The organism is Thalassoglobus sp., assembly GCF_048270125.1.
Classification (GTDB): Bacteria; Planctomycetota; Planctomycetia; order Planctomycetales; family Planctomycetaceae; genus Thalassoglobus.
In genome coordinates, this window is the sequence record NZ_JBLWTN010000023.1 from 24,526 (window position 1) to 46,278 (window position 21,753).

Here is a 21,753-nt window from a genome sequence, read left to right on the forward strand (position 1 = left end):
GAAATGTCTCCACCTCCACTCAGAGTACTTGTTGTGGCTCGTGACCAGTCGGATCATGTGCAAGTCGCTCAGCGAGCACTCTGTGAGTTACTCACACAGCACGCTGGAATTGAACTTGTCGCGACACTGACAGCGAACGACGATGCATATGAGGACATCGATGCAGAGGTCGCTTTCGTTGTAGGTGGTGACGGGGCGATCCTCCGTGCCTGCCGCTGGTTCGGGGTGACTCAAATCCCGATACTCGGTGTTAACTTGGGAAGATTGGGCTTTCTGGCAGACCTTTCTCAGGAGGCATTGCCAGAAATCCTTGATGAACTCGCGAACAGAAAATTTCAAGTCTATTCACACTTGATGTTCGAATGTCATCATCGAAAAGTATCTGGAGCAAGTGAACGCTATCTGGGGCTGAATGAAACAGCTCTACTTTCAGGGGCGTCGCTGTCGCTGATTGATGTGGAACTCGCGATTAATGGAGTTCCCGTCACCACGTACAGCGGAGACGGGCTGATTATCAGTACGCCTGTCGGCTCGACCGCACACAATCTTTCAGCTGGGGGGCCCATCCTGCGTCAGGATCTTCGGGCATTCGTGGTCACTCCGATTTGCCCGCACACACTGACCGTACGACCGATTGTCGACCGGGCTGATGCAGAATATCGAATCACAGCGCCCAGCGTTCCTGAAGGAGTGATGCTCGTTATCGATGGACAGATCAAGGTTCCGTTCGAATCAGGTGATGTCGTTACGATCCGGGAAGCGAATGTTTCGTTCCAGCTTGTCCGGGTCGAGGGGCATCGTTTTTATCAAACATTGCATCGTAAACTGGGATGGGATGGTCAACCGAGATACCAAAGAGGTCGAATCGGGGAGGGGACAGCAGATGATTGACTCAAAGTCAACAGCTTGACCAGCCGATTTTGCTTGAATCTGAGAAAACAGTTCAACTCTGGCTGTTTCTTCAATCAAGGTCTTTGATTTGTTTCGATGAACTGTAAGAATAACTATTAGTTCAGCTTGACGACAAACTGCGGGTCTAGAGCATTTTAGGAAATGATGAATGCGTACTGTCTTGTGGGGCACAATCTTTCAGCTCATGAAGGACATTCTTCACAGACGCGAGAAACGCGAAAGAGTTTCAGTAAGTTTCGTCTCGGAATGAACTCTTTGAAACATTCAACTTTACGATTCGAAGGGCAAGCCAAGATTTTGCCCAAGATCATGTTTAGCCAAATACATATTCATTTGTTGCGTTTCCTGATTCAAATCATTGGTGGCTCACCTCTGATTCCGATCCATTCGTTGATTTATCAATACAAAATTCTTGATCTCAATGTTTCTCATCCGAGATCCCTCCCAATAGGTTTTTCCTACTTGCGGAGTTCTACCGAGGAGTAACTCGATAATGTCTTCTGAGAGTTCTGCATCCAAGACCAACGGTCAACCAGCGGGTTCCGCTGACGCGAAAACTTTGCAAACGATGGAATCGGTCGTCATCCGATTTTGTGGTGATTCCGGAGACGGAATGCAATTGGCAGGAACCCAGTTTACGAATGTCTCCGCAGTCTTCGGTAACGACGTCAGTACATTGCCTGACTTCCCTGCGGAAATTCGTGCGCCCGCTGGATCCTTATTCGGAGTGAGTGGTTTCCAGGTCTGTTTCTCAAGTGGAGAGGTCTTCACTCCGGGGGACGAGGTCAACACTTTGGTGGCCATGAATCCGGCGGCTCTGAAAACAAATCTGGAGGACCTTCAGCGAGGTGGCACGCTCATCGTCAATGAAGATGCCTTCGACAAGGGGAACCTGCAAAAAGCCCACTACGATTCAAACCCGCTGGATGACGTAGACGGAAACTTGGCTGCGTTTCGTGTCCACAAAGTCCCGATGACTCGCTTAACGCGGGATTCTGTCGAAGGACTCGGCTTGACGGTCCGTGAAGCAGATCGGTGTAAGAACTTCTTCGCACTCGGACTCGTGTTCTGGCTTTACGATCGCGACTCCACACCGACCGAAGATTGGGTAAAAGAAAAATTTGCCAAACACCCCAGTATCGTCGAAGCCAACTTGCGAGCACTCAAAGCTGGTTACAACTACGGATTTTCGACGGAACAGTTTACCGTTCACTATGAAGTTCCCTCCGCGGAACTTGAACCGGGACGCTATCGAAAGATCACCGGGAACGAAGCTGTTGCAATGGGTTTAGCAGCTGCCGCCAAGCTCGCTGAAGTAGAACTGTTCTACGGCGGGTATCCAATCACACCGGCAAGTGACATTCTGCATGAACTCTCCAAGCTGAAACGCTTTGGCATCAAAACGTTTCAAGCAGAAGACGAAATCGCAGCGATCACCTCAGTTGTCGGAGCAGCCTTCGGCGGAGCGTTAGCAGTCACTGCCAGTAGTGGTCCCGGGATCGCGCTCAAGGGTGAAGGAATCGGCCTTGGTGTGATCACTGAACTTCCAATGATCATCGTCAACGTTCAGCGTGGTGGCCCCAGTACAGGACTCCCCACGAAAACCGAACAGTCCGATCTCTTTTTGAGCTATTTCGGACGAAATGGAGACTGCCCGATGCCGGTCATCGCAGCACGCTCTCCTGCCGACTGCTTTCAGATGGCACAGGAAGCTGTCCGGATTGCCGTTGAATTCATGACCCCTGTCTTCCTGATGACGGATGGCTATATCGCTAACGGAGCTGAGCCCTGGAAAATCCCAGCCATTTCAGATCTCCGTAAAGTGAAAATTTCGCACCCTCAAGAATCCAACGGAAACGGAGATGGATTCCTCCCATATTTGCGAGACAAAAACCTTGTCCGTCCTTGGGCAGTTCCCGGAACTCCGGGGCTGGAACACCGCTTGGGTGGGTTGGAAAAAGCAGATGGTTCAGGAAACGTTTCGTACGATCCAGACAACCACGACAACATGACTCGCATTCGTGCTCAGAAAATCATGAACATCGCTGAGACGATTCCTGAGCAAGAAGTTGAAGGACCAGAATCAGGTGATTTGCTGGTTGTCAGTTGGGGCGGAACCTACGGAGCAGTGAAGTCCGCCTGCATGGAATCCCGTCGACAAGGGAAATCGGTGGCTCATTGCCATCTGCAGTACATTCACCCCTTCCCCAAAAACCTGGGAACGATCCTGAAGAACTACAAAAAAGTCCTCATTCCGGAACTCAACGCCGGGCAAATGTGGATGATTTTGCGAGGCCTGTACCTTGTTGATGCGGTCAGCTTCAGCAAAGTGAAAGGAAAGCCGTTCCTGATCGGGGAATTGTGTGCAAAGATTGATGAGGTTCTGGAAAGTTAACAGTTGAAGAAGCCATCACGAATCCTTTGAGACCGTTGTGATTCCATTGACTTTCGATCACATGTTCAGAGCTTTGTGAGAACGAATAAGTTTACGTTGCCGTTTGCTTTTTACTGATACAAGTTTGATTACTTAGGTGTATTACGATGTCAGCTGATACAAGTCTTCCAGTATTGACTCAAAAAGATTTCGCGAGCGATCAGGAAATTCGCTGGTGTCCAAGGTGCGGCGATTACTCGATTCTCGCTCAGATGAAGAAAGTATTGCCAACACTGGGCATTCCGAAAGAGGACATCGTATTCGTCTCAGGAATCGGATGTTCCAGCCGCTTCCCGTATTACATGTCGACATACGGAATGCACAGTATCCATGGACGAGCACCGGCGATTGCCACAGGGTTGAAAGTTGCCCGCCCGGAACTGACTGTCTTTGTGATTACCGGTGACGGAGACGCGCTTTCCATCGGCGGAAACCATTTGCTGCATGCTCTGCGACGGAATGTTGACCTGAAAATCATCATGTTCAACAACCAGATCTATGGGCTCACGAAAGGTCAGTATTCACCGACCAGCCCACTGGGTAAGAAAACCAAAAGTACACCGTTCGGTTCAGTCGACCGCCCACTCAACCCGCTCTCCGTGGCGATCGGAGCAGGGGCGACATTTGTGGCTCGCAGTGCCGATGTTGACATCAAACACTTGACCATGGTGCTCGAACGAGCTGCCCGGCATAAAGGGTCTGCCTTTGTTGAAGTTTACCAGGACTGCAACGTCTTCAATTCCGGAGCCTTTGAGTTTGCCACTAAGAAAGACCAGAAGCAGGAAAACTGCATCTATCTGGAAAACGGTAAACCACTCATCTATGGAAATGATCGAGACAAGGGAATCCGCCTGACTGGAGCTGGTAACCCGGAAGTTGTGAATCTCAGCGACGTCAAGGAAGATGATTTACTCTTCCACGATGAATCCTCTGACGATCCGACACCGGCATTCCGACTGGCTCAAATGCGCTGGCCAAATTCACCCGAGCCAATGGGCATCTTCCGCAGTATTGATCGCCCAACTTACGATGGCGAAGTCGACCGCCAATTCAAACAATGTATGGAACAAGGGACAGCCGATCTGGAAGCGCTGTTCAATTCCGGAGACACCTGGGACGTGAAGGCGAAGTAAGTTCGACGTTGATTTGCCGCCTTCAAAGTCCTCACCGTCGATCGCGTTCATCACCAAATCTGTCGTCATCAGTCAAATGCTCTTCACTGCGGGGAATTCGCTGACGACGGGCGGGTCCCTCTATTATTTCGTCTATGAATTCAGTGCGTTTCGGTCGTCGCCATTACTTTTAGCGGCCCTCCAAATTGCCCCGGAATCCTGCGAAGCCCTCAGCCTGTTCACGCGTCGAATCCTAAGGCTTGTAAAGAGTCGAAAATGGTTGTGGGTTTCCTGCTTGATGCTGGCGCGGATTGCAGCGTTACTCATCCCGGCAACCTTGCTTTTCGATGAAGACTCGAAGTTCGCATCGGTTTTGATTCTTGGCGCGGTCGCTGTTTGGCATCTCTTGCAAGGGATCGCCTATTGCAGCTACATCTCCTGGCTCAGTGATCTGGTTCCGGAAATGAACTGGGGACGATTCTTCGCCAAGCGGAAAATTGCTTCTCTGTCGATCGCGATCATTGTTCCAATCAGTGCTGGACTCGCCAGAAAAGCATGGATCAATGAGTTGCCCGAAGTTTGGAAAACTCGCAGCTTCGCCGCCATCTTTATCGTCGGAGCTGCGCTGGTCATGCTTTCCATTATTCCAATGCTATGGATTCCAGACTGTACGATTCGTATTCAGCCAAAGCAGAAGGGCCGGACTTGGGGAAATTGGGTCTCTCTGTTTCGTAGTCAGTTCGGCTGGCTGCTCGCGTCAAGATGGTGGCTCGCCTTCTTTCAGGGGCTCACACAAGCGGTAATCTTCAAGTTCAGCGTGGACCTCCTGAAGATCAGCCTCAATGAATATTACATTCTTCTGGCAGCAATGCTTAGCCTGCAAATGGCAACATCCTGGTACGCCGGATTACTGTGTGACCGAGGCCGGGATCGTCAAGTTTTGATTTGGAGCCTGATCGGCGTGAGCTTCGCCATGTTCTTCTGGATGGCAGCCACTCCCGAGACAAAATGGATGGCAGCCGGGGCGTATGTACTTTGGGGTGGCTTTGGGTTTGTGAACCTCGCCTTGCAGAACCTCACTCTCAAGTTGGCACCATCTGGTGACAACACCTTGCACATCAGCCTGTCGCGACAAGGGAGCGGGCTCGTTGCTGGATTCGCAGGATTGCTGGGAGGGCTTTGGTTGCAGGAGTTGTTACAGAGCTCAACCCTTTCAGAGCTTCGCTCATACCAGTTGATCTTTCTTATCTCCTGGCTCGGACGAGTAAGTGCCGCTTTCTGGCTTATCCCGCTGCAACAACCTGACGCGGAGCAAAAAGAAGAAACTACCGAGGTTCAGAGACACGGAGATTCAGACCGGAAAAATCAGTCTGTGAGAAATAGAATCCACATGGGGTGACTGCACGAATTGGGAGGTGATCGCTCTCTTCGATCCCCCTTCGAATCATTTTTTTGTGACGTTGTGAGTCTGGGGTTTGCCCCGATTCAGCTCGTGGAGTCACCAGGCATTTCAGTCGCTGTCGGACTTTTCGCCGAGAAAGACGACGTCATCACCGATATGAATCGTCCCTCCCGACAGAACTCGCGAAGTCAGTCCACCGTGACCGCGCATCGCTTGAAACCCTCCTTCTCCCAAATTTCTCTCCATCCGTGAGCAGGGAGCACAATCCCCGGTCCCCTCGAACACAACATCTCCAATGCGGAATCGCTGCTTCTTTAACGATGCCAGATTGATCCCCGATATGACCAGATTTCGACGCAGCAATTCGGGCTTCACTTCTCGATTGTTCAGGAGTTGCGCAACCACAGAAAGATGTTCATGCTGAAACATCGTAACTTGCCGCTCGCCACCTGGTTTGTGTTCGCTGTGATAATCTCCGACCAATCCGGTATCGACGCGTACTTCAACTTGTTTAACGGGTTGAATCACCGATTGTGACCGAGACGACAGACCGATCCATTCCAGCTTGCCGACTTGCGGAACAGTTTGGAGTAACTGGTGTAACATTGTTTGTCCCTTTTCGTTCGGTTTCAGAAAGGCAAATTCATCACATGGCTTTGAACAAGGTGACGGAAGACTTCGCCCCGCTGTGCGTAATTTGCAAACTGTGAGCCGCTACTGCAAGCGGGTGAGAATAATACTGTCCCTTCCGAGTCCACTCGTTGAACGGCCCAAGTGAATGCTTCCGGCAAAGTCTCGACGACGATCAATTCAACGGATCGGTCCGCATGGCTGATCATTTCTGCCATGTGGGGACCGGTTTCACCGATGAGGGCGACTGCTTTGGCTCGCTTCGAAATGGCTTGGCAGAGAGAACTCAGATCGACATTTTTACTTTTCCCACCGGCAATGAGCACGAAGGGGGAATCGATGGAATGCAAAGCAGCCAGCGTTGCTTCCGGTGTTGTTGCTTTTGAGTCATTGAGAAATTTCACGCCGCCCGCTGTGGCAACATCTTCTAGTCGGTGAGGCAACTGGTGAAACGAATTCAAACTTTGCTGAATTTTATTCAGCGGAATTGAGAATCGAGAACAGACGGCAGCGACGCTCGCGGCGATGTTCAATCTTTGATGCGGTGGATTGAGCGAAGCAGGAAGTGATCGGAAATGAATCTCTTGTTCGTTCCCGGCGAGATTGATAACGAAGCGATCTTGTTCCAGAGAAACAGACGCTGAACCTGCCGAACATTCAGTTCCAAAGAGAACTCGATCTCCGTAAGTTTCCCAATCGCGTAAACTTTCGTGAAGTACGGAGACGTCCTCGGGGAGTTGCCAGTTGAGTGCCTGTTGCTTCGCAGTGCGGTAGCTGTCCAAGTCACCATGCCAGTCGAGATGATTGGGAGCGAAGTTGGTAATCACTGCCACTTCAGCCCGAGGCTTCAAAGCAGCAAGGTGTTCCAACTGAAAGCTGCTCAGCTCGAGAATGACCCATTCATCCGGAGAGATGGACTCCACGTCAGGAAGCAGGCTGATCCCGATATTCCCACCGACTCGACAGGCGACACCATTGGTACTGAGTAGATGATGAATGAGTGCCGTCGTTGTCGACTTTCCCACAGTCCCTGTGACAATCATTTTCCTCGCCCGGCAACGTTCCCAGAAGAGGTTCATCTCGGTTGTAACAGGAACATCTCGATTCAGAGCGACCTTCGTGAATCGATTTTCATGAATCGCAATGCCCGGATTCACCACGACCAAATCGGCATTTGCAAAGTCCACTTCGCGATGTTCTCCCAGAACAAGCTGGGAGAGTTGATCGACATCAATCTGAGAAAGCGAATCTGCGAGTTGCTCTTTTGTTTGCAGATCTGTCAGCGTAACTTCAGCGCCACGCTGCAATAGAAAACGGACCACGCCAACTCCTCCACCGAATCGTCCGAGCCCCATTACGGTCACTCGTTTGCCAACGAATTCGGAAGCAGAAGATGTCATGAGTTTTGCGGGTTACGACTCGAGAGGAAGGGGCACAGGAGCGTTCGCTTCAGCACTTCGCGAAACGGCTTCGACAAATTCCATATATTTGACGCCAGTTCTGAAGTCCGTCAGCGTCACTTTTTTATTTCCACGAATCGCGTCAACGAAGTCCTGCTCGACATTCCAGGAACCTTTTTCTTCCTCTGGAATTTCCATGATTTGCAACTCTTTGTCATCCGCACGGCCGCATGAGACTTTCTCTTGACCGTCGACAAATTCAACTTTGATGGTTCCTCGGCTGCCGTAAAGATGGATCTGCATTCCCGGTCCAAACAGGGTGACACCGCTGAGGTGGTACATGCAGCGAACACCACCTTTGAGTTCCGCCACGATTTGCAAGCTGTCAGGGACACCAACATCGACAAAACAGTTCTCTTCAGGAAGAGGACGTGTCGGCTCAAAGAGTTCTGCCTGAGCGAAGACTTGCACAGGCTCGGGAGCCCATCGCATCAACGATTCATGCAGGATGCCGAGTGCAAGTGTGTTCTTCCCGCTGAGTTCGGCATCTTGTCGCGGATGCAGCGGTTTGCTGTAGTCCCAGAACTGGTCGTTGGCTCCCAGGACGATGGCCTCACGAAGGTCCCCAAGAAAATGAGCCTTCAGCAAGCTTGTAATTGCTGGACCGCACTCAAGTCCAAATGGACTGGGGACGACTTGTGCGACAAGCTCTGGGTGAGCCTTGGACGCTTCCAGCATCTGATTTGCTTCGGCGAGATTTCTGGCCATGCGGGCTTCGGTCAGAACATGCTTACCTGCTTCCAGAGCGGCACAAGTGACTTCGCAATGGAGATTCGGCCAGGTTCCAATGACAACGGCATCGATTTCGGGAGACGCGACCAGCTCTTGCCAGGTCCCGATAGTTTGCGGGATGCCGAACTCGTCAGCGACGCGTTGACTCGATTCTGCGGTACTGTTCGCGACAGCTGTGATCTCGACCCCGTCAATCGCCTGAAGACCGGGGATGTGACGCACGCGAGTATTTTCACCCGCTCCAATAAGCCCGATACGAATTGATTCTGACATAGCCAAGCACGCCTTTATAGTGTCCGCGGTGATAGTCGTCTGATCTTCTAAATATTCATCTCTCGAGACAGAACCAGACAAACTGACGCGAGAATCGTATCAAAATCTGCAAAGGAGAGTTTCGATATTATTGCAAATTGAGGCAGGCCAATCCCTGCATAATAATTCGCTGGGATAGTATCGACTTTTGGAAGCTGCAGGGAGTCTTGTTCAGAAGAACCGGAGAATCAGGAAAATTCACTGAACAAAATGACAGACATTTCGTTATATTCCGCATGGATCAAAAAACTATTCGCTTTAAGTCTCGACGAAAGCAGGGAAAGGACCTCCCGAAATGGCAAGGAAGCAAGTCAATGTGGAGACTCTTCCGCAGTTGACCTCCATGTTCGACGAATGTGGATGGGCAGCGGTTTCAAGTGACGTGAACTGGTTTTCATTTCACGGGACTCTCCGCAGTATGCGTGAGCGGGTCCGATCCAGTTTCCCGGAATATCCCGGCGTCTACGCGATGGTCAATGCTCAAGGGCATGTCGTTTATGTGGGGATGTCGAAACAACTTCCCAAGCGATTGCAGACATATTTCTCATCGACCACCAAACGCAAGAAGGAATCCTGGATTCGTCGCACAGCTGTCGGATTTTTGTGGCAACCGTTTCCGCATCCGTTGCTGGCCCGACTTCGTGAACGAGAATTGATTCGCCGGTTCCGTCCGATGATCAATGTTCAAGGACATCCTGTGCAGATGAAAGTTGGCTACATCGTCGCCACCCAGCAGACTGCGGAATCGTTTCAGATGGTGACCGAAATCCCGAAACAGCATGCGGGCATCTGGGGACCGGTCCCCGTAAACCAATTAACAAAGTCCGCTGTTGAAGAACTCAATATTCAGTTCGGCTTACGAGATTGCCCCAAGCGGACAGCGATGTATTTCAACGGAGACAAACAGGCTCCTGACACAGTTCCGATTACGTGCATGCGAGCGGAATTGAAGACTTGTCTTGCTCCCTGTCTTGGTTCCTGCACCGAAGGGAAATATCAGCGGGCGTTCAAAAGTGCCAAGAGTTTTCTCAGCGGTCGCTCTCAAAAAGTGTTTAGCCAGATCGAAGAGGAGATGACGAAAGTTGCGCTGAATCGCCAGTTTGAATTGGCTGCCAGGCTTCGAGATCGCACCAAAGGGTTTCGCTACGTAAATGATCACTTACGACGTTTTCACGACTGGAGCAGCCGAGCAAATTTCATTTACCCCGTTCAGTGTGAACTGTCGCAGGCCGAACTTTGGGTCATTGTCGTGCGTGGAATTATTGTCGATGTCGTTCCAACTCCGAAAGAGACGGAGGATCGAACCCAGGTTGCGTCGATGATCGAGACTTCACGAAAACAGCTCAGCGGAGAGTCAGCCAAACGAAACGTTTCAGAACCGGGAGACTTTGAAGCTGCGCGAATTCTGTTTCGCTGGTTTCAAAAAGAGAGCGACGAAACGCAAAAGCAATTCTCACTCACGCAAGCATTAAAGCGACTGAACGCCAACAAACGAAAAGCGTCCTGAAGCTCAAAGAGTCACTTCAATTGTTGCGAAGGGGGAAGAAGATCAACACTTAAGTTCACCGGAACCGGGAGTTCATCTTTATCGTTTCGGACTTGAAAGTATCCCCAAAGTTCTGCTGTTCGCCCATCTTCAAGTGTGGCATCGATTCGGTAGCTGACCGGTGTTGGACGATCGAATGCTCCGATCGAAATGAGTTGAGCTTCTTTCACACCGACACCCTGAATCTCGTTCGGAACCTGAACCCAAGGCCCGTTGAGGTCTGTTTGAATCTGAATTTTAACCTCCTTGATGCCGACTCCCTCAGGCCAGTTGAATTTGAGTGAAACCTCTTGTTCCGGTTGTGGAACGAGTGGTTGGACAATTGCATGAAACTCGCTGAAGAGTTTCAATTGCGGTGATGGCTCTGCGTGCTGTTCAGGATTCCAGTTCATGTGAAGTTTTTGCTCTCGATCGAGCCAGGACTCATTAAGCCATCCGCGGTATTGCCCCATGCTCATGACCGATCCGTTACCCGGTTCTGGATGCGGAAGCCCAACCGTATGGCCGACTCCTTCGTGATAGACCACGCAATCGCTTCCCCGGTAGGGAACTCGCCATCCACCGGCACTGACCAGTCCCCAACCTTTTCGCTGGTCGGCGAGATAGGTTGCCCTGGCGCCTCCAGAAGCGGCTCCGGGAAAGTGCTGTTGCTCGTTGTAATTTCCCTCAAATTTGAAGCCTGCGTCGTCCGGAACGAGTCGATAAAAATCGTCTAAAGGTCGCCAGTTGATCTCGGACAGAACGAGCAAAATCGGAAATGCGGCACTTTCGTTCTGGGCAAATTCTAATCGTCGATCTGCTTCAAGAAGCGTCTTGAAGAAAATCACGTCGGCGTCACCCTCACGAAGCTGGTCAGTCGTCAACTCTGAAACCAACGGAGCTGCTTCCAATACGGTTATCAGGACCGACTGCCCACCGTATTCCCGTTGATGAAACTGCTCGATCCGCTTGCAGTAGTAGTCCGCACGGGCTTTCCAGTCACGTAGTGGATGACGATCTTTGGGAACAAAGTAAACAACGCGGACTTCGATCTTTTCAATCGAATGCTTTCCATCCCAGGTTCTTGGTTCGGCAGTAACTTGAACATCCCCCAACAGAATGAACATCAAGAAAAGCAGCAGGGGCGTTTTGTGAAATTGCATGTCGTTGATAGTCTCGAATGAGTTTGAGAGTGCGACGAATGACGATTGAGAGAACTGTGGAACAGCCGATCATTCCCGAGGAAGTCGAGTGAGCGCTTCATCGCTGCCGACCACGACAAGGATGTCGTTTTCGCGGAGTTCCTCATCTGCGTAAGGAAAGATTGTTTCCAGAACAGGAGCTTCTTCGGGGTCCGTTTTCCCTGCAACTTCTCTGCGAATCACAACAAGGTTCACTTCGTAGCGATTTCTCAAGGCAAGTTCACGAATCGATTTCCCATGGAATGTTTTTGGAGCTCGGAATTCCATCAGTGTGAATCCGTCAGCCAGTTGAATAAAGTCAACCAGTTGCGGATTTGAGAGTTGTCGGGCAAGGCTTTCACCGGAAACTTTTTCAGGCTGAATGATCTTGTCAGCACCAATTTTCTGGAAGATTTCCGCATGGAATTCTGACTGGGCACGGCAGATGACTTCAGGGATTCCGATTTGCTTGGCCAGAACCGTCGTCAGCAATGCGGACTCAAACTGTTCCCCAATGGCGATGACACACACGTCAACTTTATCCAAATCCTGGCTGAGCAACACTGCCTGATCCGTGCTATCTCCCCGGACAGCGATGTCGACGTCGTCCTTGATTTCGTTGACAGACTTGCCGTCCCGATCAATCGCGACGACCTGCACACCGCTGGCAGAGAGCGTCTTTGCGAGTGCCATTCCAAATCTTCCGAGGCCTATCACGGCAATTTTTCTCATGTGGATGTCTCACTGAAATTGATCTGCGGTTGATTCGAAATGCTGTGCAATATTTCTCTGAACATGTTAGTCACTGTTCACTACTGCTTTACCACTGTGTTGTTACCCAAGTGTGACACGCTCGGTCGGGTACTCATAACGAGTTTGTCGACCTTCTCCGGCAAGAGCGAGCAGCAATGTAAGCGGGCCGATGCGTCCGAGGAACATGGCAACGATCACCACAATTCTTGAAGGAGAGGTGAGAGAAGATGTTGTGGAGGCGAATTCATTTGTATCAAGCTGAACTGTTGAAGAGACCCCTACCGTTCCGACGGCACTGGTCGCTTCAAACAAATGATCCAGAAATAACTCTGGGCGGCCTTCGAAAATGACAATCAAAATCGTTGTGGCCATAACGGTCAACAACGACGTAAAGACAATCGCTAACGCCCGGTTGACTGTTGTCTCCGAAATCGTTCGCCCGAAGGCTTCAACCTTTCTCCGTCCTCGAATCACGGTGAGTAATCCAACGGCTCCCACAGCGAAGACGATTGTCTTGATCCCGCCACCTGTCGAGCCGGGTGAAGCGCCGACGATCATCAAGAAAATGGCGATCAGCTTCGTCGATGGCTGAAGCTCTCCAAGGTCGACCGTGTTGAAGCCAGCTGTCCGAAATGTGACCGATTGAAACCAGGCGTCAGCAAGTGAAATACTGGATTCATGTCCCGCGCCTGTTCGCTCCAGCAGGTAGATCATCCCCCACCCGCCGAGTAGCAACACAATTGTGGAAGTCAAAACAAGTTTTGTTTCGAGTCTCAATCGATGTCGCTGTCGCGGAACATAGAACAACCGCGAGCCCGTAAACCTCTTGAATTCGGTTCGAACGAAAGTTGCAAGGTTATACAGGACAGAGAACCCGAGACCTCCCGTAATGATCAGGGCTGCGATGACACCACTCACGCACCATGTATCCCCCATCCCTACGAAGCTGTTTTCTGTAAGTGCAAAGCCTGCATTGCAGAACGCACTAATGGAATGAAAGAGACTCATGAAGATCTGCTGCGAGAGTGGTAGATCTGCAAACATTGGCCACAAGAAGATGGCACCGATCAGTTCTGCAACAAACGTAAATCCGAGTATGGCGTAGATCAGTCGACGAATATCACCAACACCATCTGAGGAGAGCAGATCACGGAGCGTTGCAAATTCGCTGAGCCGCACGTTTCTCCCAGCGATCACCGCGAAGAAGGCACTAAATGTCATAATGCCCAGCCCACCAATCTGAAATAAACACATGATGACAAATTGCCCGATCGGACTCCAATACGTCGGAGTGTCGACAACAATCAAACCGGTGACGCAGCTGGCACTTGTGGCTGTGAAAAAGGCAACGAGGAAAGGGGCTCCTTCGAGTGCCACTTGGGGAGGGAATGCTCGGCAGGCTGGCAACATCAACACGATTGTTCCGACCGTGATGAGCATCAGGAACGAAGCTACAAGCAAAAACGCGGGGTTCACTCCGCCAGAGGTGAATTTTCGGAGTCCACGAATCGTCCCGGTCAATGAATACAGGATGACAACGAACTCTGAGAGATGAACCAGTCCCCACCAGCGAGGCCCGCCAAAGCCATCGCCGTTTGTATCGGGCAAAATTGGACCAATAATCAGGACAGCAACGACTCCCAGCGGCCACACAGCAGCGGCAAGCACTGTCCAAAAGTTCCGCTTTGCAAATGACTGCTGAGCCAAACTCCAGCGAAATCGCACCAGAGTTGAGACGCTAATGAACAGCATCACCAGGATCGGGACTACTCCAAGCTCCCACGGAATGATTCCCGATCGTCGCAAACCATGGCCAATCACAATGACTGTTGAGCCAATCACTTGAGACGTCGCATCCATCCGCCGCAACCACTTCACCCGCACTGGGTAACGTGTCGGCTTTGAACTCCATTGGTGAGGAAGCGACTGAACGGATTTCATTCGTATCGATATAATTCAAGCATCATTTGAAAACAAAGCGGACAAAGAATATTGCCATCGAAAGATATGACAGTATCCAGTCGCCGGCGATTATCAAAGTCTTTCGCGTCCAAGAATTGCGAGTGCATACGCACAAGCAGTCTGCGAATGAACCGGCCCAATCATCTCTGACATTGAAAGGCACTCTTGTTCCAGCAGATTCGGAAAGTGTTCTGACAACATTTTCTTCGCGAGAAACTCCCCTTCTCCAGAGAGAATGATCGTTGAAGGAATCATTTGCATTCGCTTGAGAACAGACTCCATCGCAGCCGACAGAGTAGCAAGCTGAGCTCTGCGAACCTGGGAGGCAATCTCAAGAATTTCATTTTCAGAAAGTTGATCAGAATCAGAACAGACCGATCGGGCGACTCGGTTGAGCGATTCTGGAATCGTCAGAGGGCGGGAGTTCGCAGTCTCCATCTCCTGCGGATTCTCCCTGCAGTCACCGAGCAGGAGGGAGACATCGTGAGCTGTGGCGAACAATTCGGCAGCCAAAGGAGTTACTTGTCCGCGAACATCGACAGTCGGAGTGATTGCAAAAAGTGGAGTCCGCCGGACCCCTGTATACACAAGCTCTCCCGAGCCAAGGCGATCAAGATCGGTCGTTCCTTGCGGAACTGGAATTCCAGATTCCATCGGGATGAAATCTGTCGTCGTGGAACCGATGTCGATCAAGAGGGAGGAAGTCCCAGACGAGGCAGCCCGGCCAGCCCAGGTGGCTAACGCATGCCAGTTTGCTGCAGCGACGAGTTCCGGGATTTCGGCAGCTTCTTCAGGCGTAAAAAACTCTCCGCCGGTTTGCCAGATTGAGATCTCCCGAGCACCAGCTGCACTCTGAACGGACTCGACAAGATGTCGCACTCCAGCGGCCCGGGTCGGAAAGCAATCTGCGAGCTCGCCAGTCATAGTCACAGCGAGTTTCGAACATTCTGGATACTCACCAAGTAAGCTCTGAATAGCATCAGAGAGTTGATCGGGAGATTTCCAAAGTGGAAACGGGCGTGACATCGACGTCGTCCCGTCTGAAATTTTGAGGTTCGCGCCTCCGATATCAATTCCAACCACAGTCACGTTCATTCCTATTGAGGGTTCGCCCTTGGGTTTCTCCATTCGGCTGGAAAGTGATGTGCTGCCCCCAGTCGATCTTGGCAGCTTTCGGGAGTTTTAAGAAATATTCTGCGAGGTTCGACTTTGTCATCTTGCGATAGCCGACATAGCTTGTTGTCAATCGAGGATTCACTTCGACGAGCACCACCTCCCCTGCCGAGGTGAGAATCATGTCGACACCGAAGTACCCGTTCAAGCCTCCGACGGAATCAACGAGCGATTCGACGAGCTGAGTTGCAGCCGACCGTTTCGCAGTGACCAAAGGAATTTCTCCTCCTTGATACTGAAATCGTCCATCTTCCGAAAGCTGCTGTTTAGCGATCGGCAAACAGAGTAATTCGCCTGTCACTGCATTATGGAAACATCCCATGGAGCATGGCTGTCCAGAAATGAAAGGTTGCCAAATCGTGTTCTTGACTGGACTGAGTGATGCCGCCCGGGCTTCCTGTTCTAAAAAAAGTTGAACACCTGACGAACCTGCACCGTCTCTAGGTTTTCGGACGTAGTGACTCGATAAAGGGAGATCTTCTAAAACCGTGGAGGTTGGAATCGTCGTGATCTTTGCATGCTCAAGATGTTGAGCGAACAAGAGCTTCTCAGCACAGAGTTGAATCGCAGTTGACGACGAATTCAGAGAGCGGCAATTACTTCGCTCCACGAGTTCGCACAGCTGTTGAAGTCGCATCCCGGATTCAGGGGCGACGACCAGAACAGCGTCGCAATGTTTCAATGTCTCAGAGAATGCTACATCAGCTTGCCCTTCCTCAATATTCACAACCTGAAGATTCTGACTGTTTTGAAACGGGGCTGATCCGTGCCTGAGATCCCAGTGCGTGATCAGCTGAGGTTCCGTTCCGGAAAAAGCAGAGGAAATGAGAGAAAAGTCTTGGATCAGCGCATTCAGCATCGCCAATCCTTCGGTCTTCAGCGATGGAATCTCGAGGAACTCATCGCAACCTCCCCCGCAAAGATCCTCGTAGAGAAACAACCGCATTCCCAATTCCTGTTGAGACCGTGTCCATGAACACGCGTCACACGGAAGTGTTCTAGAACTGGTCTCAAAACTTGCTTTTCACTTCTCTGATACAGAGAGAGGTCGCAAGTCAATACTTGCTGATGCCACGAGGCAGAACCTGCAAACCAATTCGAAAGATGCTCTAGAATCCAGATTCGCTTCCACGGTATTGCTGATGGCATTCCGCGCAGGTGACTTGGATTTGATCCAACCCGGCCCGGAAGGATTCATAGTCTTCCGCTTTCACCGCTTCCGCACCGTTCATCGCCCCTCCGACGAATTTAGCAATGAAAGCCTGATATTGTTTTGCGTCTGTGTTCTCGTAACTCTCGGTTCCCATCATTGTTCCCAATGCAGCCAGGATGCGGAGTTCTCTTTCAACACCTGGCAGATCTTCTTTCATCCGAGCTTCGGTGTTGATGTTTGCTTTGAGATTGCTGAACGTCACTTCGATTCGCTGCATCATGTCCGCGACATAAACGACATCCGCGAACGGAACGACTTCTTCGACATCATCGCCCAAATCTACGTTTCCACCGTCCATTGCTGTTTGCAACTTGAGAAACGGATCTTCGACCGACTTAAACGCAGAGCGTCCTGACTCTCCTGAGTTCGAATAAATTTCGTAACCGAGCGCACGAATAAACTTTCCTCGCTCTTTCCAGGTGTCAGCCTCTGGATGAACCGTCGTGATTGCTCCCATGGCAGCAATCATGGAACCATCGAGGGCGATCGCTTCGGCACTTCGATTGTATGTTGCGACAGTTTGCAGGTTTCCGGTTAAGCGTGTTCGGATCGACTTAAGCTCTTCAATGAGAATTGGCATAGGCAGTACCGTCGCCCAGTCTACTTTCCCTGTCGCTGAGGAACTTCCGCCTGTTTCTGGAGCTGGGGTGTTTTCCTTTGGAGCCATTTCCTGAGGAGACGTTCCGGCATCGACAACACTCGCTGGGGCCGTTCCGCCAATAGCTGTGCTGTTCGCAGCCACAGTCAACGGTTGGTCGTAGAAGACGTCGTAAGGAATGTCTCCGATCCACTTTGTTTCCTTGCGGTCAGGATCGACTTTTGAATCCGTCGCAGCGGGCTGAGCCGGTTGCGGTGTCGTCGCCGTCGTGACCGGAGCAGGAGCCGGAGCTGACGAAGTGTTGCTCTCAGGTGGAGTGCTATCAGCCCCTCCTCCGCCACAACCGATAATCGTGAAGGGGAGAACTGCCAACAGACTGAATGCGATTCGAGGAATCTTTCGCATGAGAATCAACTCCGCGCTGTGCTGAATATCAATGAGATGAATTGATCATCCGTAAAATCACGATCAACAACCAGGGTATCATGGTTGTGACAATCGTGTTTGAAAGACTGATCCTGCTTATTCAAGGTGAAATGGCCAATTCCGACTCACCGGAACTGGAATCTCTCTTGCAATTCTAACAGTTTACCGGAATTGTTATACTAGATTGTAGTCTGTTCCACGCTCAAGGAAGCAAAAGTTTTCCGCTGATACAGATTCAAATGCGGAGAGACCTGTTGATTTCCTTGAGAGTTGGCGTTCGAGTCAAGACTCGAACGCTGATATCATGTCCCAAAGATGCGGCGTTCCCGCAACAGGTCGAGGATTCAATTTTTGCATTGATTCTCCGATAAATCCCATCAATTCAGCCTGAAATTCACAATTATGGACTTTCGCAAGTGCCCGGCCTGCCAAGCCTCTGTTCTTGAAGATGATGTCGATGACTGCCCATTTTGCGGGGCGTCCATGTCTGGCAAGCCGAAGCCTAAGGCTACCAGTCCGAAAGCACCATCGGGAGCCAAAGCAACCACGGCGAAAGATCCCGGACAGAAGTCATCCAAGTCGGCAACCGGAAGTGCGAAAGCGAAGCCATCTTCCAAAGCGGCAGGAACGGATCAGAAAAAGGATGACGACGATCCTTTTGAAGTCGACACGTTCGCTGTCAAAAAAGCGATCAAGCTGGCTCCACGTCCCACGAAAACCCGGACGTATGAAATCATCTGTCCAATGTGTGAAACGAAAGGGTACATGCTCCCACAGGATGCCGGGAAGGATGTGCAGTGTGCCAACTCGGAATGTATCGTCCCCGTATTCAAGTCGAAACGTCCAAAGGTGGAAGCCCCACCGGAAGAAGAGAGTGACAATAAAAAGACAATCATCATCGCAGCCGCAGCTGTCGTATTACTCGGCGTCGGCTTTGGCGTTTACAGCATGCTGAGCCCGAAGGATCCGGTCGTCAATAACGGAGGCTCCCAGAATCCGAATCCGAACGGAGGCCCCGTAGATTGTGACAACTGCCCCACTGTGGTTGATTGTGACGACTGCAAACCCGAAGAGATCTCACTTTCCGAAATCAGAAGTCAGTCGCTGCAGAAAATCGAATCTGCCGTCGGTGGCAAAGGAAGCGGCAATCAAAATCCGTTCATTGGAAAACAGATGACCGCCCAAGCCTTCGCTGTTTCCGGTCAAATCGCAGAAGCTCAGAAGCACCTGAAACGCTTGCGAGAAGGTGGAGTCTCGACCGGGTATCTTCAATTGCAGCCAGCAGCTGACATTGCCTGGGCTCAACTCAAAAAAGGTGATACCGAAGCAGCGACGACCACTGCAATGAATGCAGTCGCAGAAGCACGCAAAGTCCCATTGAACTTAAGACGAACTCTCGGAAACGTCCGCTCGTCGCTTGATGCAGCCACTTCAATCACAGCCGTTCTTGTTGCAGTCGGAAAACAGGATGAAGCTGCAAAATTCATCTCGGAGCAAGTCAGAGACGCTGAAGGGGATCTTGGATTTCGTGGGAAAGCCTCTGCGTTATGGAGAGCAGCGTATGACTCCCATACGTACGACATCGGTTTGGAGGCCTCTCGTCCCTATCACCTTGTGATGCCTGAACCATTGCGAATGAGCGTCATCGAAACGCTCGTCGCTAAAGGACGGGAATCCGAAGCGTTCGCTGTGATCTCCACGGCACAATCAGTCTCCGGAACAGATGCCTGTCGCGCCAGCTGGGCTGGGCGACTCGCTGAAATGAAACCAGAGTCTGTCGTCGAGACCGTCACCGGCAAAGAGTCAGGCGTCTCCGCGACTGGTCTCACGCGGATGTGGGCTGCCGTCGCCTCGCATTTGAAAACTAAAAAACAGGACCAGGCCGCTCAAATTGCATTCGATAAAGCAATTGCTGCAGCCGCGAAGATTCCTGAACCGAAACCAGAAAAATTTCCTTCCATGAAGGAGATCTACAATTCTTCCGGAAAAGCTCATCTGGGACTCAGTAATCCTGCTGAGGAACGATCCTCAGCAATGGCGTGTGCCGATATCGCTTTGATCAGTGTTCAGTTTCAAAAAACGGACCAGGCCAAAGAGTACATGGAAAAGTCGATGGCTTACGCCCGAGCGACGTCACCCAGCCCCGTGAAAGCTCAAGAGATTCTCGACGAATGCCGGAACCAAAGTAGCTCCGTTCAAAGCCAGTTACAAAGGACGCTGGACCTGAGTTCATCCCAGGTCCGCGGAGCCTTTATTCGATACCGCAAACAGTGTCAGGATCTCAAGGATGCTGCCGATGCTCGACTGCAGTTTCAAGTGAACTTGCTTCGTGGAATCGCGAAAGCAGGATTACTTCAGGAAACCTGGGACTACGCCGTTGCACGTCATGAATTGACCGACAGCATGGAACGAGAACCATTCTTGGATAGCTCACTTCCCGGCCTGTTGATTGTGCTCGCAGAATTAGAGAATTCTCAGGATCTGAAACAGAGTATTTACGTCGCCTTAAAGAACAGGCCCGAGTTCGATGCTGTTGACAGCGGAACTGGTGCAATTCGTCTCGACTTCCAAAAGGGAAACATGCGAGCTGCCGCTGACAATCTTCGAAAGTTCTATCGTTCCAAATCGGCACACGAAGCACGTGATCGTTCAGATATGATCGCACTGGAAATCATTGGGCGAATCCAACAAAAAAGATCGGTCAAAGAAACGTTCGATTTCCTGACAACACTGACTGACCCCGTCCTGCGGCAAGATGCGTTTCTGCTCTTCGCAGCACATACCACCCAAGCTGATTCCGCACCTCAGCTCTGGAAAATCCTCAAGACACAAAGCATCCGAGACCTGAGCGGCCTCGAACAGGGAGCGGTCTATCTTGGTTTTGTCACTGCGATTCCAGCACCGTAACACACAACATCGGCAGCCACCTTCCGTCGAGATCCTCAGCCCTTATTCAGGCGACTGGTCAATCGTCGCCAGGCACGAAACCCGTTGTAATAAAGTTGATCTCTCAGCTGACTTTTCCCAACTGGCCAAGGTGAATAGCCTTTGTCCCGCAAGGCTGCGTTCGTCTGGTATAATGCTCGTCGTCGATCGAGGTCTGGAGTTCGGAAGGTAATGCTGAACGAAATCGAAACGGATTCTCCATTCTTCACCCAGTGTGGAAATGTGACTGGAAAGTGCAATCCTTTTCCCGATTGAAGATCAAAGGTCCATCCGCTCTCCTGATGCTCCGTTCGGAGCTTGAGATTTCGTCCACGATCAGAATAAAACTGTTCCAGGTCTTCTTCACCAACGATCGACTTCTCTCGACCATCGAGCATTCTCACTTCCTTGCTGCCTTGAATCTGCAGAAGGAAGTTGTGTTCTGGATCGATATGATACGGTGTCACAGAGCCGGGTGAGGTGATGAAGACAAACGCCTGCGGTTGCGTCATTCCAGGGGCGATTGGATCAGTATAAGGACGCAACTGTTCCAGACAGACGTCCAAAAGCTCGCGATAAGCGGGGTCTTTTTCGGCGTACTTGATGACCATCCAGGACTCGCACTCTTCAATGCGGCGAATCGTTTCGACCGGAGAAAGACCATTGCGAGGCGTCAGGCTCGGGTCGATGCTCACCGGCAAATTTCCGGCGTTATATTCAATGCACTCTTCCGGTAATGTCTTCGTGAGATCAATCAATCGATCAAGCTGAAACAAAGGATGATCACACAACGCATGGTCGATTAAAAAAGGCTCACGCGAGAACTTCGATTCGAAGTCAACCGGATTCAAGGAGAGGAGTTCTTTAGCAACAGAAATCTCTTCCGAGGCTTCAGCAGTCTGGTTCACTTGATTTGTAATCGTAGATGACATGGTTTCTCTCCAGGAAGATTTTTTGACCGTACAGATCGCGGTAAGGAAAGGTCCGAAAGCCTGACTCTGGC

General features: G+C 50.9%; 16 protein-coding genes. 6 read left to right on the forward strand and 10 right to left on the reverse strand.

The window, feature by feature from the left end:
• The first annotated feature begins 3 nt into the window (after positions 1 to 3).
• The 4 genes from ACN0YR_RS19555 to ACN0YR_RS19570 all read left to right on the forward strand — a co-directional run bounded on the left by ACN0YR_RS19555 (position 4) and on the right by ACN0YR_RS19570 (position 5,857).
• Positions 4 to 891 (forward strand): NAD(+)/NADH kinase, encoded by an 888-nt coding sequence (locus ACN0YR_RS19555; RefSeq protein WP_417850899.1) that lies wholly within the window; start codon positions 4 to 6, stop codon positions 889 to 891.
• Positions 892 to 1,405: 514 nt separating this feature from the next.
• Positions 1,406 to 3,307, forward strand: coding sequence for a 2-oxoacid:acceptor oxidoreductase subunit alpha (locus tag ACN0YR_RS19560; protein WP_417850900.1), 1,902 nt, complete (start codon positions 1,406 to 1,408; stop codon positions 3,305 to 3,307).
• Positions 3,308 to 3,453: 146 nt separating this feature from the next.
• The gene (locus tag ACN0YR_RS19565; RefSeq protein WP_417850901.1) at positions 3,454 to 4,479 is read left to right on the forward strand and encodes a 2-oxoacid:ferredoxin oxidoreductase subunit beta; all 1,026 of its coding nucleotides are present in this window, start codon (positions 3,454 to 3,456) and stop codon (positions 4,477 to 4,479) included.
• 13 nt (positions 4,480 to 4,492) lie between these two features.
• Positions 4,493 to 5,857 carry a hypothetical protein gene (locus ACN0YR_RS19570; protein ID WP_417850902.1) on the forward strand — a complete coding sequence of 455 codons (1,365 nt, stop codon included), beginning with the start codon at positions 4,493 to 4,495 and terminating at the stop codon, positions 5,855 to 5,857.
• A gap of 111 nt (positions 5,858 to 5,968) precedes the next feature.
• Here the strand turns inward: ACN0YR_RS19570 and ACN0YR_RS19575 are convergent, their stop codons facing one another.
• Genes ACN0YR_RS19575 through ACN0YR_RS19585 form a run of 3 tightly spaced genes read right to left on the reverse strand, consistent with a single transcriptional unit; the run spans position 5,969 to position 8,955 of the window.
• The gene (locus ACN0YR_RS19575; RefSeq protein ID WP_417850903.1) at positions 5,969 to 6,466 is read right to left on the reverse strand and encodes an MOSC domain-containing protein; all 498 of its coding nucleotides are present in this window, start codon (positions 6,464 to 6,466) and stop codon (positions 5,969 to 5,971) included.
• Between the two features lie 23 nt (positions 6,467 to 6,489).
• Positions 6,490 to 7,890, reverse strand: coding sequence for a UDP-N-acetylmuramoyl-L-alanine--D-glutamate ligase (gene murD / locus ACN0YR_RS19580; protein ID WP_417850904.1), 1,401 nt, complete (start codon positions 7,888 to 7,890; stop codon positions 6,490 to 6,492).
• Between the two features lie 12 nt (positions 7,891 to 7,902).
• The gene (locus ACN0YR_RS19585; RefSeq protein ID WP_417850905.1) at positions 7,903 to 8,955 is read right to left on the reverse strand and encodes a Gfo/Idh/MocA family protein; all 1,053 of its coding nucleotides are present in this window, start codon (positions 8,953 to 8,955) and stop codon (positions 7,903 to 7,905) included.
• A gap of 334 nt (positions 8,956 to 9,289) precedes the next feature.
• Here ACN0YR_RS19585 and ACN0YR_RS19590 point away from each other — a divergent pair, with 334 nt between their 5' ends.
• The gene (locus tag ACN0YR_RS19590) at positions 9,290 to 10,501 is read left to right on the forward strand and encodes a GIY-YIG nuclease family protein (RefSeq protein ID WP_417850906.1); all 1,212 of its coding nucleotides are present in this window, start codon (positions 9,290 to 9,292) and stop codon (positions 10,499 to 10,501) included.
• An 11-nt stretch (positions 10,502 to 10,512) separates the two neighbouring features.
• On the opposite strand, the gene ACN0YR_RS19595 is transcribed toward ACN0YR_RS19590, so the two are convergent.
• From ACN0YR_RS19595 to ACN0YR_RS19620, 6 genes are all read right to left on the reverse strand, one after another.
• Positions 10,513 to 11,682: a hypothetical protein gene (locus tag ACN0YR_RS19595; protein ID WP_417850907.1), complete on the reverse strand. Its 1,170-nt coding sequence runs from the start codon at positions 11,680 to 11,682 to the stop codon at positions 10,513 to 10,515.
• A gap of 69 nt (positions 11,683 to 11,751) precedes the next feature.
• Positions 11,752 to 12,432, reverse strand: coding sequence for a potassium channel family protein (locus ACN0YR_RS19600; protein ID WP_417850908.1), 681 nt, complete (start codon positions 12,430 to 12,432; stop codon positions 11,752 to 11,754).
• 102 nt (positions 12,433 to 12,534) lie between these two features.
• The gene (locus ACN0YR_RS19605) at positions 12,535 to 14,394 is read right to left on the reverse strand and encodes a TrkH family potassium uptake protein (protein ID WP_417850909.1); all 1,860 of its coding nucleotides are present in this window, start codon (positions 14,392 to 14,394) and stop codon (positions 12,535 to 12,537) included.
• Between the two features lie 93 nt (positions 14,395 to 14,487).
• Positions 14,488 to 15,510 (reverse strand): hydantoinase/oxoprolinase family protein, encoded by a 1,023-nt coding sequence (locus ACN0YR_RS19610; RefSeq protein WP_417850910.1) that lies wholly within the window; start codon positions 15,508 to 15,510, stop codon positions 14,488 to 14,490.
• Complete coding sequence (locus ACN0YR_RS19615; RefSeq protein WP_417850911.1) at positions 15,485 to 16,534, reverse strand: ATP-grasp domain-containing protein; 1,050 nt, start codon at positions 16,532 to 16,534, stop codon at positions 15,485 to 15,487. The genes ACN0YR_RS19610 and ACN0YR_RS19615 overlap by 26 nt, the downstream gene beginning before the upstream one ends.
• 163 nt (positions 16,535 to 16,697) lie before the next feature.
• The gene (locus ACN0YR_RS19620; protein ID WP_417850912.1) at positions 16,698 to 17,804 is read right to left on the reverse strand and encodes a hypothetical protein; all 1,107 of its coding nucleotides are present in this window, start codon (positions 17,802 to 17,804) and stop codon (positions 16,698 to 16,700) included.
• A gap of 423 nt (positions 17,805 to 18,227) precedes the next feature.
• Between ACN0YR_RS19620 and ACN0YR_RS19625 the strand changes: the two genes are divergently transcribed.
• Positions 18,228 to 20,732 carry a hypothetical protein gene (locus tag ACN0YR_RS19625; RefSeq protein WP_417850913.1) on the forward strand — a complete coding sequence of 835 codons (2,505 nt, stop codon included), beginning with the start codon at positions 18,228 to 18,230 and terminating at the stop codon, positions 20,730 to 20,732.
• Between the two features lie 35 nt (positions 20,733 to 20,767).
• On the opposite strand, the gene ACN0YR_RS19630 is transcribed toward ACN0YR_RS19625, so the two are convergent.
• Positions 20,768 to 21,682 carry a JmjC domain-containing protein gene (locus ACN0YR_RS19630; RefSeq protein WP_417850914.1) on the reverse strand — a complete coding sequence of 305 codons (915 nt, stop codon included), beginning with the start codon at positions 21,680 to 21,682 and terminating at the stop codon, positions 20,768 to 20,770.
• Positions 21,683 to 21,753 lie beyond the last annotated feature (71 nt).